The 16,407-nt window shown below is 43.5% G+C and carries 15 protein-coding genes and 1 tRNA gene; 10 read left to right on the plus strand and 6 right to left on the minus strand.

What is annotated here, in order from left to right; translation table 11 throughout:
* Positions 1 to 410 precede the first annotated feature (410 nt).
* Together argF and EWV66_RS08125 are read left to right on the plus strand one after the other, a co-directional pair.
* On the plus strand, positions 411 to 1,337 hold the full coding sequence (gene argF, locus EWV66_RS08120; protein ID WP_012267744.1) for an ornithine carbamoyltransferase: 927 nt from the start codon (positions 411 to 413) through the stop codon (positions 1,335 to 1,337).
* Positions 1,338 to 1,468: 131 nt separating this feature from the next.
* A complete protein-coding gene (locus tag EWV66_RS08125) occupies positions 1,469 to 1,894 on the plus strand; it encodes a hypothetical protein (protein ID WP_052276794.1) in 426 nt (141 codons plus the stop codon).
* Positions 1,895 to 1,944: 50 nt separating this feature from the next.
* Here EWV66_RS08125 and malQ read toward each other — a convergent pair whose 3' ends face one another.
* Together malQ and EWV66_RS08135 are read right to left on the minus strand one after the other, a co-directional pair.
* Positions 1,945 to 3,447 (minus strand): 4-alpha-glucanotransferase, encoded by a 1,503-nt coding sequence (malQ, locus tag EWV66_RS08130; RefSeq protein ID WP_287108768.1) that lies wholly within the window; start codon positions 3,445 to 3,447, stop codon positions 1,945 to 1,947.
* Between the two features lie 145 nt (positions 3,448 to 3,592).
* The gene (locus EWV66_RS08135) at positions 3,593 to 3,790 is read right to left on the minus strand and encodes a hypothetical protein (RefSeq protein WP_002785332.1); all 198 of its coding nucleotides are present in this window, start codon (positions 3,788 to 3,790) and stop codon (positions 3,593 to 3,595) included.
* 604 nt (positions 3,791 to 4,394) lie between these two features.
* Between EWV66_RS08135 and EWV66_RS08140 the strand changes: the two genes are divergently transcribed.
* From EWV66_RS08140 to EWV66_RS08175, 8 genes are all read left to right on the plus strand, one after another.
* Positions 4,395 to 5,285, plus strand: coding sequence for a hypothetical protein (locus tag EWV66_RS08140; protein ID WP_287108770.1), 891 nt, complete (start codon positions 4,395 to 4,397; stop codon positions 5,283 to 5,285).
* A gap of 647 nt (positions 5,286 to 5,932) precedes the next feature.
* A complete protein-coding gene (locus tag EWV66_RS08145) occupies positions 5,933 to 6,259 on the plus strand; it encodes a DUF433 domain-containing protein (protein ID WP_287108771.1) in 327 nt (108 codons plus the stop codon).
* On the plus strand, positions 6,256 to 6,615 hold the full coding sequence (locus EWV66_RS08150; RefSeq protein ID WP_287108773.1) for a DUF5615 family PIN-like protein: 360 nt from the start codon (positions 6,256 to 6,258) through the stop codon (positions 6,613 to 6,615). Before EWV66_RS08145 ends, EWV66_RS08150 begins: the two co-directional genes overlap by 4 nt.
* Before the next feature lie 54 nt (positions 6,616 to 6,669).
* Complete coding sequence (locus EWV66_RS08155) at positions 6,670 to 7,593, plus strand: RpnC/YadD family protein (RefSeq protein WP_052276800.1); 924 nt, start codon at positions 6,670 to 6,672, stop codon at positions 7,591 to 7,593.
* 169 nt (positions 7,594 to 7,762) lie between these two features.
* The gene (locus EWV66_RS08160) at positions 7,763 to 7,987 is read left to right on the plus strand and encodes a hypothetical protein (protein WP_016516632.1); all 225 of its coding nucleotides are present in this window, start codon (positions 7,763 to 7,765) and stop codon (positions 7,985 to 7,987) included.
* Positions 7,971 to 8,393 (plus strand): type II toxin-antitoxin system VapC family toxin, encoded by a 423-nt coding sequence (locus EWV66_RS08165; RefSeq protein WP_052276801.1) that lies wholly within the window; start codon positions 7,971 to 7,973, stop codon positions 8,391 to 8,393. The genes EWV66_RS08160 and EWV66_RS08165 overlap by 17 nt, the downstream gene beginning before the upstream one ends.
* Before the next feature lie 436 nt (positions 8,394 to 8,829).
* Positions 8,830 to 11,067: an FdhF/YdeP family oxidoreductase gene (locus tag EWV66_RS08170; protein WP_287108778.1), complete on the plus strand. Its 2,238-nt coding sequence runs from the start codon at positions 8,830 to 8,832 to the stop codon at positions 11,065 to 11,067.
* Positions 11,068 to 11,212: 145 nt separating this feature from the next.
* Entirely contained in the window at positions 11,213 to 11,638 is a 426-nt protein-coding gene (locus EWV66_RS08175) for a lysozyme inhibitor LprI family protein (protein ID WP_287108774.1), read from the plus strand.
* A gap of 59 nt (positions 11,639 to 11,697) precedes the next feature.
* Here EWV66_RS08175 and EWV66_RS08180 read toward each other — a convergent pair.
* From EWV66_RS08180 to EWV66_RS08195, 4 genes are all read right to left on the minus strand, one after another.
* A tRNA-Gly gene (locus EWV66_RS08180) sits at positions 11,698 to 11,768 on the minus strand.
* Positions 11,769 to 11,853: 85 nt separating this feature from the next.
* Complete coding sequence (locus EWV66_RS08185; RefSeq protein ID WP_287108775.1) at positions 11,854 to 12,591, minus strand: HAD family hydrolase; 738 nt, start codon at positions 12,589 to 12,591, stop codon at positions 11,854 to 11,856.
* 454 nt (positions 12,592 to 13,045) lie between these two features.
* Positions 13,046 to 15,631 (minus strand): AAA family ATPase, encoded by a 2,586-nt coding sequence (locus tag EWV66_RS08190; RefSeq protein ID WP_287108776.1) that lies wholly within the window; start codon positions 15,629 to 15,631, stop codon positions 13,046 to 13,048.
* Between the two features lie 249 nt (positions 15,632 to 15,880).
* Complete coding sequence (locus EWV66_RS08195) at positions 15,881 to 16,240, minus strand: hypothetical protein (protein WP_287108777.1); 360 nt, start codon at positions 16,238 to 16,240, stop codon at positions 15,881 to 15,883.
* Positions 16,241 to 16,407 lie beyond the last annotated feature (167 nt).

Consider the following 16,407-nt stretch of genomic DNA (forward strand, 5'->3'; position numbering starts at 1 on the left):
TTTAGTTTTTCTATTAAGCTCAACATATCTTTCAAAAGTTCGCGTTCACTTCTCATTTTACAAAGACAGTGATCGCTTTTACTTTTGATATTCTGATGGGAGAATGAAACAGCCCTACCTTGATAAGGGGGGTTTGATCCCCCCTGCCCCCCTTGATAAGGGGGGTGCCGATAGGCGGGGGGATCCTCCTTGATAAGGGGGGAATCTGACAATTTTTAACACCCCCCCAATTTAACAGAAAAAGTGGGGGGGTGTTAGCTGGACTAACATCCCCCAAAATGAAAATTTTCCGGAAAAATTGCCTAATAGCGAAAAAACTGGATTATAATAAGGTCTTTACTCAAGATTTTTGCTAACCGTTAACTGCCATAAAGCCCAATCAAGACCCCTGTTTATCGAGAGAAAAACCAATGGTAGCCACTTTAAAAGGACGAGATGTTTTAAGAATAACCGACATGAGTAGCGAAGAAATCAGCGCCCTACTCAATCTATCGGCACAGCTTAAAGCTGGCACTCTTAACCCTAGCTGCAAAAAAGTCTTAGGATTGCTATTTTATAAAGCCTCCACCAGGACCCGGGTTTCCTTTACCGTCGCTATGTACCAGTTAGGGGGACAGGTGATCGATCTCAATCCTAGTGTAACCCAAGTGGGGCGCGGGGAACCCTTAGCCGATACGGCCCGGGTACTCGATCGCTATCTCGATATTCTCGCAGTTCGCACCTTTAAACAAGAGGATTTAGAAGCTTTTGCCAATTACTCGCGCATCCCGATTATCAACGCTTTAACGGATTTAGAACATCCCTGTCAGATATTAGCCGATTTACAGACTATCCAAGAGACTTTTCAGACTTTACGGGGAATTAACCTCACCTATGTGGGGGATGGTAATAATGTCGCTAATTCTCTCCTCTTGGGTGGTGCTTTGATGGGGTTAAATGTGCGAGTTGCCTCCCCCGCAAACTATCAACCGGATGGGGAAATTGTCGCCAGCGCCAAGGCTATTGGCGAGAAAACCGGTAGTAAAATCTTAATTACCGACGATCCCGTTACCGCAGTAAAAGACTCTCAGGTGGTTTATACTGACGTCTGGGCGAGTATGGGACAGGAAAGCCTCGCTGATGCCCGAATTCCCATTTTTCAGCCCTACCAAGTCAACGAACAGCTAATGAGTCACGCTGACAAAGACGCGATTATTCTCCATTGTTTACCTGCTCACCGGGGGGAAGAAATTACCGACGGGGCGATCGAGGGTGTACAATCAAAAGTCTGGGAGCAAGCGGAAAATCGGATGCACGCCCAAAAAGCTTTAATGGTGAGTTTATTGGGATTAATCTAGCTCCCGATGCTCAGTTAGTAAAATAATCATTAAACTCGATCATCAATCGTCCTAAGACCTGTCCGACACCAGAAGTTAACGCTAGGATTGATGGTAAGAGCAATCATCAGGGCAGCCTCCACACAAACTATATGTCAGACACCTCCGCAGTTAAACAATATCTCGCCCATTGGTTTCAATTGGGAAAAAAAGTTATTTGTCCCAAAAACCAAGCTATGCTATTTCCGCTGCCAATTTTCAATGCTGATCGCTATTCGTCGGAGTTTGAGGATTGTTGGCAAAAAATGCTTGATCCTGAAAGTGGCGATTGTTACCTAGAGGGTACTCAACAAACCATCCAAGACTTACTTTCCCCTCAATGGGAATTTCATCCCTGCGCTCGTTGTACTATACCCGTACCAATTGAAGTGGTGGGACAATCGAGTTTATCCTGTCCCTGCCATGATTTGAGTAATTGGCCCAATTTAGAATTACCCCTACCCCATTTACCCGTCAATAGTCAAGAAAATCTCGATCGCATCCGGCAAAGATTGCTAAAAAATTCTCACCCACATTAACCGGACAAAAAGAGACGTTAGGGGTAACGTCTCGACAAAAGGGTTGGGATTTAACGATTTCTGCCAAAAAGATTGACTAAATCTCGCAATCTCTCGCTATATTCTCCGGTTAAAGCTTCCTGACGATAGCGCCATGACCAATTCCCTTCTGCGACACTAGGGGTATTCATCCGCGCATCCGATCCTAAACCTAACACATCCTGTAACGGTACGATCGCCTGATTAGCCACGGAACTATAGGCCAGTCGAATCAGATCCCAAGCCACTCCCTGACCACTGGAAGCGCCAAGATATTGATATAGTCGCGCTTTTTCGTAGTCATTGGCGTTATCCTGAAACCAACCCACAGTAGTATTATTATCGTGAGTGCCGGTATAAATCACACAGTTGCGTTCGACGTTAAAAGGAAGATAGGGATTACCCGCATCACCCCCAAAAGCAAAGTGGAGAATCTTCATCCCGGGGAAGGCAAAGTGATCGCGAAAATCTAGAACTGCTTGGTCAATATCGCCCAAATCTTCGGCAATAATCGGCAATTTACCCAAACGAGCGCCAATAGTATTAAAGAGATCATAACCTGGGGCCTTCAGCCAATGACCATTAATAGCGTTTTCCTGGCCAAAAGCCACGGCCCAATAGGCCTCTAATCCGCGAAAATGATCGATACGGATAATATCGACTAGGGAAAGAACCGCTTTTAAACGGCGTACCCACCAGTCAAAGCCCGTATTTTTGAGATAATCCCAGTTATAGAGAGGATTGCCCCATAATTGCCCCGTTTCTGAGAAATAATCCGGGGGAACCCCGGCCACTTCCAAGGGATTACCGGTTTGGGGATCTAGTCGGAAAACCTGCGGATTTGCCCAAACATCGGCACTATTATGGGAGACATAAATGGGGATATCACCGATAATCTCGATACCGAGGGAGTTAGCATAGCGTTTTAGGGCTAACCACTGCTCAAAAAACTCAAATTGCAGGAATTTGTGCAGAAAAATCTCCTCTTGTAACTCCTGTTTCGGTGTTTCCAACGCACCCCAATGACGTTCGCGAATTTCTGTCGGCCATTCCATCCATGCTTTACCTTGGTAAGCGTGGGATAAAGCCATAAATAGGGCGTAATCCTCTAACCAATCAGCATTGCCACCACAAAAGCCAGCAAACTGTTTGTAAAGAATTGTGTCAGAACCCTTGACAAAATTGCTCGCCGCCTTTCTAAGTAGGGGAATTTTCCAGGCGATCAATTTATCGAAATCCACTTGATCGAGGGGAAAATCGGGAATATCCTCGAAATCTGCCTCACTAAGCAGGTTTTTTTCCCGAAGAATATCGAGACTAATCAGGAGATGATTACCGGCAATGGCACTAAAACTCATGTAGGGAGAGTTACCGTACCCTGTGGGGCCTAAAGGGAGAATTTGCCAGAGTTTTTGACCACTTTGAGCCAAAAAATCGATAAATTGATAGGCTTCCCTACCTAGTTCTCCAATCCCGTAACGACCGGGATGACTGGTGGGATGAAGCAAAATACCGCTAGAACGGCTAAAAGCCATGAAAAAACCCCCTTATCAGTGATTCGGTTAGCAGTTATTAAGTGTTTAAAGCTGAATGCTCACTGCTATCTCCAAGCTAACCCGATCTCGATCGATAACGGCAATACTTAACAACTTTATTAGACCTATAGGACAAAATCAGGCATTACAGCCGTACATTAACAGATCGTTTTTCCAGTGAAAAAGATTCCTTCGGATCACGTTCCACCTTACCCGGGTAGGTGAAACTGGCACTCGTTGCCGTCGGTTTGACGCGGCTCGATAGTTGGCTGATGGCCGCTCTTTCCTCTTGGGTGAGGGGGCGATCGATAGCGTGGAATTCGTAATATTGGTATTCGCTCATGGCGTGCAACCTATCTCAAGGTTTATGATCGATATGCTGATAATTGTACGGGGATAGTTAGGGTTTAAAGATAAATTCGACAGGACGGGCGATCTCGGATGTATTAGGAATAGCAAGAATATGCAAATCGCCCGATCTTTACCGATAAGGAAAAAGTTCGGGTGATTCGGTAATTTCCCCGCATCGGTCTTTTCAAGAAATCTAATCTATTCCTTTGGATAGTGGCACGGTCAAAATCGATAAGATTATAATTTCTTTTGTTAAGCACTTTAGTGATCGTTGGATATTTCGGCGATTCATTGTCGGCTAATCGTTAAATTTTGTGAAAAAAAACTCATTGGTTGAGATTATCGGAGATAGAATCAGAATAGTTGAATAAGGGGGAAATAATTAGAGCCTTTTGGCATGGTTTCTCGATGGAAAATTCTATAGATAAAAAAGCACTAGGTCTGCTTTTCCCGACTATTACCAGAAGATCGGTTTGGCGAGTACGGCGGCGGCGTGTTTTTGAATTTAAAGTGCGATCGCTGTTCTTAGGGAGCAGTATGCTGTGGGGATGATGACGGCGAAGATTGTTCAGCTGAATCTGGAGGCATTTTAAGCAATGACAGACAATAATAAAAGAGATTGGTTCAAAATATTCGATGTTTCCGCAAATGTTTTGGGTACTATTGGTACTATAGCAATTGCAGCAATTGGTTTTTGGTTTACTTACTCTTATAACCAAAGCCAACAGGAGCTTGACCGAAACGAAGCTCTAACATCGTTAATAACATTTCTTGATGAGACAGAAACAGCAGAACCACAAAGAAAAACAGCTTACAGTAATCTAGTAAGATTAGGATATGAAAGGGATCTTTTGGACTTAGCAGTTGAGTATCCAAACCGTTTAGCCACCGAAAAACTGATAGAGTTAGCGGCAAAGAAAAATAAACCAGGGGGAAAAGAAGCAAAAGAAGCAAAAGAATCGTCTCAATATATAATATCTTTGGAAGAGATTAAAGAAGCTTTAAACAAATTGATTAATAAATATGAATCACCAAAAAGAAATGATCCAGAAAAACAAAAAGGATTACAAGAATCTGTTGATGCTATTGCGACTCAGGCGAAGGAAGTTGACCAAAAATTAGTCGATGATGCTGAGGCGGCATTGGAGAAGGCATCGAGTCAATCATCGGTTAAACCAGGATCAGAAGAGAAGTTAGGGGATTTGTGGGCTGTTATTTTCGGGAGCTATAGGTCGAAGGAAATTCCAGAAAAAGACATCAAAAAACTAGAGGCAACATTAGGGAAGGAGAGCTTAGGTATTAGAGTATATCAGCGTGACGGAAAATACAGACTTGTTTCGGTGTACAGAGATCAGGCAACAGCCAGAAATGCTCTCGATAAAGCCCAAAAGGAGAGACCAAGTTCCTATCTTAGAAATTTAGAGGATTGGTGTAACCAGAAGAAGTGTACTCCCATCCCCCTTAAACGAGACGATACTAATAATTAACCCCTCCCGGTGTGCGTCTATACCCCGAACTTGCCCAACCTTCTCCCACGAGGACTCGCCCTCCCCAACCTGAAAGTATATTACTCTTTTCTTCTTTTCTGGGAGAGGGATTGGGGTTGAGGGCAATTAACCATCTCTGCCATTACTTTTGAAAAATGGCATTAGAGAGCGTTAGGCAGGGACAGTGACCGCCGAAATCAGCAAAGACCGTTCAATTCCCGCAAAACAGCCTGATGTTTCTGCCGCGCTGACCTTTCCTCGGTCGATGTGCGCTGGTTGCCGATGGTCGATAGGTGGATTTCGATAATCTCGTCAATTCTTTCGCTCGATGGCATCGAGTTCCCGACATATTTCGGCGGCCAGCCGATAATCCAGACTTCCCGTTAAAGTAGCTCCGTCATAGTGGCTGCCAGCATAGCAGCCGGGGTTATGGCAGCGGGGGTTTATCCCGGTTAAAGGTTTGAAAACAAGGGAAGCACAAGGTAAACTAATTATGATAAAACATTAATATAACGGTTCTCACACCTGTGTGGCACAGTTAAACCTTTGCTGATTAAACTTTTTAACATTGATAATGTACCTCCTGCGAACAGGAAATACTATAAATAAGCGGTAAAAATGAAATAAAATTAAGGGAAAAATTAATTATGCAACTAGAAGATTATTTCTTATTTATCTCCGAAGATGATATTAGAATCAAAGGTCATCGCCTCGGAATTGACAACGTACTCTTTTATTTCTTGGAAGGCTATACCCCAGAAGAAATAAATGCTATCTATCCCGATCTAAGTTTAGAGAAAATCTACGCAACTATTACTTATTATTTACAGAATCGGCAAAAAATTGATGCCTATTTATTGCGTCTCAAGAATTGGCGAGAGACTCGCTATCAAGAATCCTTGAAAAATCCTTCGCCTCAACGAGAAAAGATGAGAAAAATTAAACAGCAAAGGCAAGATTCTGTCAGGGTATGAAAATCAAGTTTTTACTCGATGAAAACTTATCCCCCCGCTTGAAAGTTGCTGTCTTAAGGTTAAATCCAGAGATAGATATTTTACGCATTGGAGAGCCGAATACACCACCGTTAGGAACTCTTGACCCTGATGTTTTACAGTATTTAGGATTATCTCAACGACTCTTGGTGACAGATAATCGTACCAGTATGCCTGAACATTTAGAAGAATATTGGCAAAAAAATCAACAAATCTGGGGACTGTTTTGGATACGTCCCACAACAACAATGGGAAAACTAGCCGAAGAATTAATTATGATTTGGGAAACTACCGAAGCAGAAGAATGGATCGATATTGTCGATTGGATTCCTTTTTAATTAATGATATAATAAAATTATTACCGTCCTTTTTATGCTTGATTATTAATTTGAATGACTCGCCAAATTCATGACCAATTTGCTAAGGAATATTTAGAGGAATTACTAACACCTCTAGGGACGATTAGAAAAAGTAAGAAAGTAAAAAGTGAGGTTCAAGAAATCGATGTCTGGTTTGAACCATTTAGCTCACCTCCTCCCACTGAGTTACCTTTAGGATTACTCGGAAAAATGGCGGCTACTTCCTGTTTATTTGAACCTTTTCGCAATCCCCCGACCGAGGTAGAGATTCGCAGTTGTTTGTCAAAGTTATACGCGGTTCATGGCGAAATCTTGAGAAAAGCGAAACGGTCAAACAAAACTCTAACAGAAGCTGAACTACCAGTTCTCTGGATTCTAACGCCCACCTTTTCAGCTAGAATGATTGAAGATTTCGGGACTCACAGCGATGAGAGTAATTGGTTAACAGGGGTTTACTTTTTAGCGAAGTCTCTCAAAGCGGGCATCATTGTCATTCATCAATTACCAGTAATTGAAGACACCTTATGGTTGAGGGTATTAGGTAAAGGAGGAACTCAAAAACGAGCAGTTGAAGAGTTAGTTGAACTGCCAGAACGCAATCCTTTTCGAGAGAATTTACTAGAAATTCTGGCCAACTGGCGCAAAAACTTAGAATTGAGAGATAATTTAAGTACAGAAGAACAGGAGGACATCATGAACTTATCACCAGCTTATTTACAACAAAGGGAAGAGTGGAAATTAGAAGGAAAGCAAGAAGGGATACAACAAGGTAGTTTAGAAGAACGGTATTCCCTGATAGCCAGTCTTCTGGAAGGACGCTTTGGCAGCCTAGATTCGGAATTATCTGGTCTGGTGGAACGGATCGCCCAACTTCCCATCTCGGAACGCACCGGATTGCTTCTTTCTTTGGCAAATTTATCCCGTGAAGAACTGCTACAAAGATTCAGGGAAAATTAAAACTCCAGCCCGTCCAAACCATGAAGAATCATCCCTAAACCCTGATGGTCGTTTGTCCGAGGAAATCTCTGCCCAATCATCGCAATTTTCTCCATACAATTTTTTTCCTGTACTGAGAGTTTTTCCATACCCATTATGATAAAATATTAATAAATAATCAGGAGAAATTATGACAATTACTCCAAAATCAGAACAATTAAACAGCGATACTTTATTAGAGCAAGAGGCTAAAACCTTGAAGACTTCCTTTCCTTCTAACTCTTCGCCAAATAGTAAAGCTATTTTTCTGCAACAGGCAGGTGCTTTAAGCGATGATAGTTCTTTGGCCGACCTAAGAGATTCTATTTACCAAGCCAGGGGACGTTCGGAAACTGACAATGATGTATCTTCTTGACACGGATACTTTAACTCATCTTCACTCAGGTAACACTAACGTTATTAATAGATTGGAAAACTTACAAGATGAGGAAGTCGCCATTACGATTGTCACCAAGCTCGAAATTTTGCGCGGGCGAATAGATTATCTGCTTAAGGCTTTTTCAGGGAGTGATTTACTGAAAGCACAAGAGCTTTTCTCTCGTTCAGAAACCTTATTAAATCAACTTCCTGTAATTTTAATTGACCCAAATGCAGCCAATCAATTTGACCGCTTACAAGATATTTCTAAATTTCGCAAAATTGGCAGGTCTGACCTGTTAATTGCTAGTATCGCCTTAGCTAATCAAGCCAGGCTAGTAACCAGAAATCTGCGACATTTTAGACAAATTCCTCATTTATTCTTAGAAAATTGGGTCGATTAATTCCCGTTCCTAATTGTTAGCAAGATTGGGAGAAAAGTCCGCTCAAACCATGAAGAATCATCCCTAAACCCTGATGGTAGTTTATCCGTTGAGGTTACTGTCAAGTCCGGCTTTAACACAGACGCTCCCCTGTCTGGACAGCAAGTAAAGAGTGCGAGTTGACCCAAAACGCGATCTCGAAGATATCCGTTTCGTTAACAATCATCTCTTCTAAATGTTGAAAGTCTTCATTTTCATCCATCGGAATTATCATTTCAATAGACCTTTCCCTAGTCTGATAAAATCACAATCAGGGGATATTGTCAACAACTAACCGTAGCTTACCCAGTCGTTTATGTCTTGATGATGCACTTTTTTAAAAATGGTGATAAACTTAACTGTACTGGGGACACTCTCCCTATCGGAGGGATTTGAGAAAAAATCGGGAGAAAAAGCGATGAAAGAACGAGAAACATCGGACAAAATTGAAGCGGGCGGGGGTTTTCCCGTATTGCAATATTGGGCAGAAAAAACCCTCTCTCCTCAAGGGATTAAACTATGGCAAACCTTAAATCATAAAAGTGCCTGTTTAGCTTGCGCTTGGGGAACGGGGGGACAAAAAGGCGGTTTTGTCAACGAAGCGGGGGAAAGTCTGCAACGTTGTCTCAAAAGTGTCGAGGCAGTTACTTCCGAATTAATGCCAGGTATTAAAACCGATTTTTTTCAAACCTATCATCTCGCTCAATTACAGTCCTTAACCTCCTTAGAATGCGACCGCTTGGGTCGTTTTAGTTATCCCGTCCTCTTAAAAGCCGGAGAAAGTCACTATCAACGTATTAGTTGGGAAGAAGTGTATCGATTAGCCGAACAAGCTTTTCATCAACCGTCCGAGACTTTAGCCTCCTATAGTTCGGGACGTTCTTCTAATGAAGCCGCCTATCTCTTACAATTGTTTTTCCGGGCATTAGGAAGTAATAATTTAGCCGATTGTTCCGATCTCTGTCATGCCGCCTCGACCGTAGGCTTAAAACAGGTTTTCGGCTCCGGAACTTCGATGGTCAGTCTGGAAAGTTTAAAACAAGCCGATTGTGTGGTATTGATCGGTTCTAACGCTCCGGCTAATCATCCTCGCCTGATGAATGAATTAATTCAAATTCGTGATCGCGGCGGTAAAATTATTATTATTAACCCGCAAATTGAAGTCGGATTGGTCAAATTCTCCTCACCCGCTTTTCCGATTAAATCTTTATTGCGGGGCGGTTCCGATATTTCTACTCTCTACCTACAGCCGATTCCGGGTAGCGATACCGCCCTATTCGTCGGATTACAAAAATCTTTGATCGAACAAAATTTAGTCCGCTGGGATTATCTCGAATCCCATACAGAAAATTGGCAATCTGTTATAGATTACGCCCGACAAATACCCTGGGAAACTATTACTAAAACCTGCGGTTTATCCCGAGAAGAAATTGAAGCAACCGCCGCCCTTTTCGGCAATTTAGAGCGAGTGGTTTTCGCTTGGGCGATGGGGGTTACACAACAGGAAAACGGGGTAGATAATATCATCAGTATCGCTAACACGGCCTTACTCACGGGTAATGCTGGCAAAACCGGAGCCGGAACCATGCCAATCCGGGGTCATTCTAATGTACAGGGCTTCGGTTCTATGGGCGTTACAGTGAGATTACGTCAGGAAATCGCCGAGGCACTTTCTCAACTTTTAGGAAAGCCATTAAATATAACTGGCGGTTATGATACCAGGGCATTAATTGAAGCGGCCGAACGGGGAAAAATCAACACCCTTTTCTGTTTGGGAGGTAATCTTTATGGCGCAAATCCAGATTTAACTCAAGCCAAAAAAGCCTTAGCTCAAATTGATACGATTTTTTATGTAGCTACTAAGCCAAATTTAGGACATTTTCAGGGATTAGCCCGACAAAATACGGTAATTTTACCCGTCTTCGCTCGTTTTGAAAATCCTCACCCGACAACAACCGAATCGGGCAATAATTTTGTCCGTTTTAACGAGCGGGGAAGCAGTCATCTACAGGGTTCCCATGTGGATGTCATCTCGGAAGTAGAACTATTAACAAATATTGCCGTCAAGGTTTTAGGCACAAACCCGATTGATTGGTCGAGATTACACGACACCGCCTATATTCGTCAGTTAATCGCCAAAACGATTCCGGGTTATGAAAAGATCGGGCAATTAGATCAAACCCAAACAGAATTTACCATTAGCGGACGGATTTTTACCGAACCCCATTTTCCAACATCGACCGGAAAAGCGCAAATGTCTGTCACGCTTTTACCCACTTTAAAAGCGCCGCAAAAGCAAGATTTTAACCAACCGGAAAATGCCCCCGGAATTGCCCTGATTCTCGGAACAGGACGCAGTTATGGACAACATAATACCGTCGTTTATCAAGTGGGCGATAAATATCGGGGAATGCCTCACCGTCATTGTTTATTGATCAACGCCGAAGATGCCAAAAAAGCGGGCTTTCAAGAACATCAACGAGTCACCGTTCAAGGAGATGCCGGCAAATTAGAGAATATCGAACTTATTTTCGGTCCGATTCGCGAAGGTGTTGGCTTTATGTTCTATCCCGAAACCAATGTTTTATTCAAAGCTAAAATCGATCCTCGCTGTGGGACTCCTGCTTATAAAAGAGTTCCCGTCTGGGTTTTTTAGTTATCAACTCCTCTAATTTTCTTTTTTGGAAATAATGAAATAGAGTTAACCAAGCCAACCAACGAATTGAGCAGAATGAAAAAGCTATGGTCGGTTTGATCGCATTTCTGTTATCTTCTTCTTACCGTCATTAAAATAAGTATCCATGGGTAAGTTTTTACTAACCGTATTAAGCATAGCGAGTTTGTTTGCTGTCGGGATGGCTACCCCTGGCATTGCCAGTCCCACATCTGCAGCGACAAACTTGCAACTAGCTCAAAATCCTAACTGTAACAATCCCCAGACTCAAAGCGAAATGAACATTTGTGCCAGCATCGCTTATCAAAACGCCGATCGCAAGTTAAATCAAGTTTATCGACAACTACTGCCAAAACTGTCAGCTGCTCGCAAACGAAAATTAATTACCGCCCAACAAGCTTGGATTAAGTTTAGAGACAGCAGTTGCGAATTTGAAAGAAGTGCCTATGAGGGAGGCTCTCTAGCTCCCATGATTTACAGTAATTGTTTGGCAAATGTCACCGAGCAGCGTACCAAAGATTTACGGAGATATTTAGAAGACAGCGATCTCTAAGTCAGAATCGCCGTTGATATTACCGATAATTCCTTAGACGTTTACTGCACAACAGCCTAAGCGGGTGAGGGGAATCGAACCCCTATCATTAGCTTGGAAGGCTAGGGTTTTACCACTAAACTACACCCGCATTTTCTTAGCACTTTTGTTAGCATAACACGAATTGCCGATTTTTGCAAGTAGGGATTTTCAGCTTGTTAATCGCCTCTAGATGGTCATAGATTGCCTAAAAATCCCGATCGCTCGGTTATTTCCCCGATTTGGCTAAAAGTCTCTTCCACGCGATCGAGGTCTAGTTGGGAGAAATTATCGATCGCCCAGTTGGACACTCTCTGCATAAAATGGAAGGGATAGGTATGAGCGATTCCAACCACCTGCATTCCCGCTCTTTTTGCCGCTTCGCAACCGGCAAAAGTATCTTCAATCACCAGACATTCCCAGGGTTGCAATTGCAGATTAAAATTCCAACGATTGAATCTTTCTACGGCCAGTAAATAACCATCCGGTTGGGGTTTACTGGTGCTAATCTCATCCCCGGTGACAATGACACTAAAGTAATCCCCAAGGCCCGTCTGTTGCAAGATTGATTCCACTTCCGAGCGTATTGCTCCCGTCACCAAACCGATTTGTAGATCCCTGGCCTTAACCCGTTTTAAAAAAGAGTATATCTCCTCATAAATAGGAAGTTTCTCTAATTTTTCTAATCTTTCTCGGTATAAACTGGTTTTTTTGTTAATTAACTTGGTCAGATACTCCTCGGTTACTTGACGACCGCGACGGGTGAGAACATTACGCAAACAGACGCGATCGCTTCTTCCCAGACATAACTCCGCAAATTCCGACCCTAGGGGCAGCAAATTTTCCCCGAGCAAGATTTCATTAATTAACTCTTGATGGATTGGTTCATCATTGATGATCACCCCATTAAAATCGAACAGAACAGCCTTTAACATCAATCTTAGACAGAAAAGCTAATAAATACTCACTGTTCTTGATTATACTAAAGTTTTTCGTCGGGGCCGGGCGGGTCTTGTCCCTTACCCCATCTCAACAAACAATTTTAACCAGAAAATTGCCAAGGCCTTGACAAATTCCCAGATTTGCTCTATTATTTTGTTATAGTGGGAATCCGTGCTGCCCTGTAACCCCCCTATTTTGGGTTTGCTGAAAAGGTACGGGCGAAGCATTCGGATAGAAAATCTACGGTTTCAGTGATAGGTTATTGCCCGAATGCTTCGCCCCTACAGGACGCGGGCCGATGAAGACGCAAGGTTTTGAAGCACGATTCTCTCCTTGCACCTGTTTCGCAAGACAGACCCCCAAAACCCTTACCTTGCCTACATTTCACATTTATTAAGCAAGCCCCATTCTGGGCTGAGATATTAGCCAAAAATATAACAAAAGAATTTAGGCCATTTTTGCCGATACCCAACGACGGAATAATTCCACAGCAATCCGATAATGGGAGTCTTGGCATTCGATGACATGATGATTTTCAAGGGTTTTTAGGGCCCGGTCGAGAGTTGTGGCAGTTAATCCGGTGCTGGACAGTAAATCTGCCCGGGTTAATCCTTGCAGATGGGGAGAAAGAACTATTAAAATTTCCTGTTGTCCGGCCGCATCTTGTTTAGCCTGTTTCCAGACACCCGTAAAATAATAATTCCCCCTTTGGAAAAACTCGTCATCGATGGCTTTTTCCACATCTTCCACCTGAAAACGAATATCTTGGGGACGTTGCAACTCAAAGACCTGTTTATTATAAAAACGTACCAGATGAAAGCCGATCAGTTGTACTAAATAGGGTTGACCGTGGGTAAGTTGATAAATTTTGTCCAAAGCGGATGGGGTATAGTCTAGGGGAAAATCCTCGTCTTCCCCAACGGGATTAGCGAGGATAACGCGAGTAGATTCAGGAGAGAGGAAACTAACTGGAATCGGGTAAACACTGCCAAAAAAAGGATGAAAATAATCGGCAGTCATCTCCTCTAGGGTATGTAATCCTGCAAAAACAAAAGCTAGACGCGGACTACTCTGGACAAGGGAACGCAGATAGCCGAGGAAATTCCGGGGGAGGGTATTCGCTTCGATTAAATCCTCAATTATCTCGAACTCATCGAGGGCAATAATTAAACCGGTTTTAGCTTTTTCCGGCAGAATCTGGCGCATCAGACGGTCTAAATAACGATTAAAATACATTTCTGGATGTTGGGAGATTTTTTCCTCTTCTGGGGCATCAATTGCTAAAGTTTGGGCGATTTCCTCAGCCATAGTCAGGAGAACTTCGGCTAGGCTGGTTACTGTGGCCAAGCGCTGTAAATTAATGTAGATAACCGAGACATTTGGTGGAAGATAGGCCTCCAGATTGCGTAGAATCGAAGTTTTACCCATGCGACGATGACCATAGAGAACCACGGAGGATAGGTTATCTCCCGACCACATTGACTGAAGTTCCCGCAGGATATCCCCACGACCAACAAAGCGTTTACCGATCACCGGATCACCGATAGTGTAGGGATTAGTAATCTGTTGGGTAATAGTTACCGTTCCCACCGTTCCCGCGATGGATGCGCTAATTTTTAGCCATTTTAGGACGATAGAAAAGATTAATTCTTTTTCTGCTTGGGGTAAAGTAGTCGCCTGTTGGTCGGCTATATCGATTAATTCCCCGATAATCCGATTAAGAGCGAGGGATCTGACCTGTTGGGAGTAACTTCCCTGGACTAAAGCCATTTCTGTGATAACTAGATTTAAACTGCTGATAGCTTGCCAAGTTTGCGGACGTAATGACGGTTCTGCGGCAATGGGGGCAACTTTCAGGGAAGCGATACTATCGGGAGTTGCTGCCTGACTAAATCGGTGTAAAGTTTGGGCGAGGCTATACATTTCTTCCCCGTAGGCGAGGGAACGTACCACAGCAAAGGCTTTTTCGGCTTTTTCGGTGTCCCGTTGGTGAAGATACCAAAAACCGGCGGCGGCGGCACGAGCAGGGGTATCTAGACGGATTTTGCTGTCAGTAAGAAAAAACAGTTTCGCGGACGCATATTTTAACAATTGCCAATCGGAGGGATTTTCTGCCAGACGGGACACCCGATAGATAATTTCTGCCTCTGGGAATTGCGATAAAACGCGGTTAACGGCGACAAGGACAGGAATAAACTGGCGGCTGTACCGAAAGTATTGATTGAGGTTATTAATAGCCGTTTCCCAGTCTTGCTGTAACCATTGTTGTAGAGTCGAGGTTAACCCCGGCAGCGGTAGAAGGGTAATACGGGGAAAAAGTCGCCCTTGAGGGCCCGCCAAAAGCCCGATTAGCCAATTATCAGGACGGGGAAAGGTGAATATAAACCCCACGCCGGACACCACGCCGTACACCACGCCGTACACCACGCCGAACCCCACGCCGGACACCACGCCCAACACCACGCCGTACACCACGCCGTACACCACGCCCAACACCACGCCCAACCACACGTGGGACACCACGCCCAACAACACGCCGTGCACCACGCCGAACACCACGCCCAACACCACGCCCAACACCACGCCGAACAACACGCCGTACACCACGCCGAACACCACGCCGAACCCCACGCCGTACACCACGCCCAACACCACGCACAACACCACGCCGTACACCACGCCCAACACCACGCCGAACAACACGCCGGCCCCCACGCGCACCCAATCAACAGAAAGTCCTAAATTTGCCGCTATGCTACAGATAATCAGAGGGGTAATTACAGTTAAGAGAAGACCCTGAATCCCTAGACGCAATTGTACGGGATGGTCGCGGAGAAATTGCATTCTATCGCGCCATGTTTTCTGTTCTTTTAATTTATCGCCGCCGCCTCTCGTTTCCACATACCAACGTATTGCTTGGGGAAAATAAAACACCCAGTACAACAGCAAAAGATAATCAAAGGGATTCCATAAAGATAAATCGCGTTTGAGTTTAGGAGCGAGATTAATTCTAGGGACGGTGCTTTCCTTCATAATTTTTATCTCTAGCTATTTACCCGGTGATGGTTTATTAAGTAGTTAGGTGTTACTCAAGGTAGGGTTGATTCATGAATCAACCCTACTATTCAGCACCCCCCTTATCAAGGGGGGCAGGGGGGATCAAAACCCCCTTATCAAGGTAGGATCAAACCCCCCTTATCAAGGGGGGCAGGGGGGATCAAACCCCCCTTATCAAGGTAGGATCAAACCAAAAATTAAATCAACTTATTGTTTAGTTATAACCTAAGTTCGGGATGCTGAGTTATTGACTTTGGTTTGATAAAGTTTAAAACAATTTTGCATCACCTCTCGCGGCTTTCCTTGACTTTGCCTAACAAGAGAACTTATTTCCTCCTCAGTAAAAGTCACTCCAGTTTGACTTAGACGATGACTAATAAACTCTTTAATTTTAGCTTCATCCCATAATTTAATCGGAAATTGTTGACAAATTCCCTCGAAAGGTGAATCACCTCCTTTGTTATCAGGAAATAAAACATCAAGGGGACGATTAGCCGCTACTACTAATCTTAAAGGTGGATCGGGACGATTGGCTAACTCTCTTAATTGACTTCTAAGCTGATAGCTGAAATATTTTTGAGTCATATTATCTACCACATCCAATAATAACAGGATTTTATGTTTTTCTAATTCCGGCTCTTCGTTACCCTTTATGCTAAATCAACATACAAGATGCCAAGATAACATACTTCTAACCCAAAAATTCCGAAAGTTTCTAAAGCCATAGCCTCTCCGTTTTATTAGTTTAAGTT

Source organism: Microcystis sp. M_OC_Ca_00000000_C217Col (assembly GCF_007095585.1).
Classification (GTDB): domain Bacteria; phylum Cyanobacteriota; class Cyanobacteriia; order Cyanobacteriales; family Microcystaceae; genus Microcystis; species Microcystis panniformis.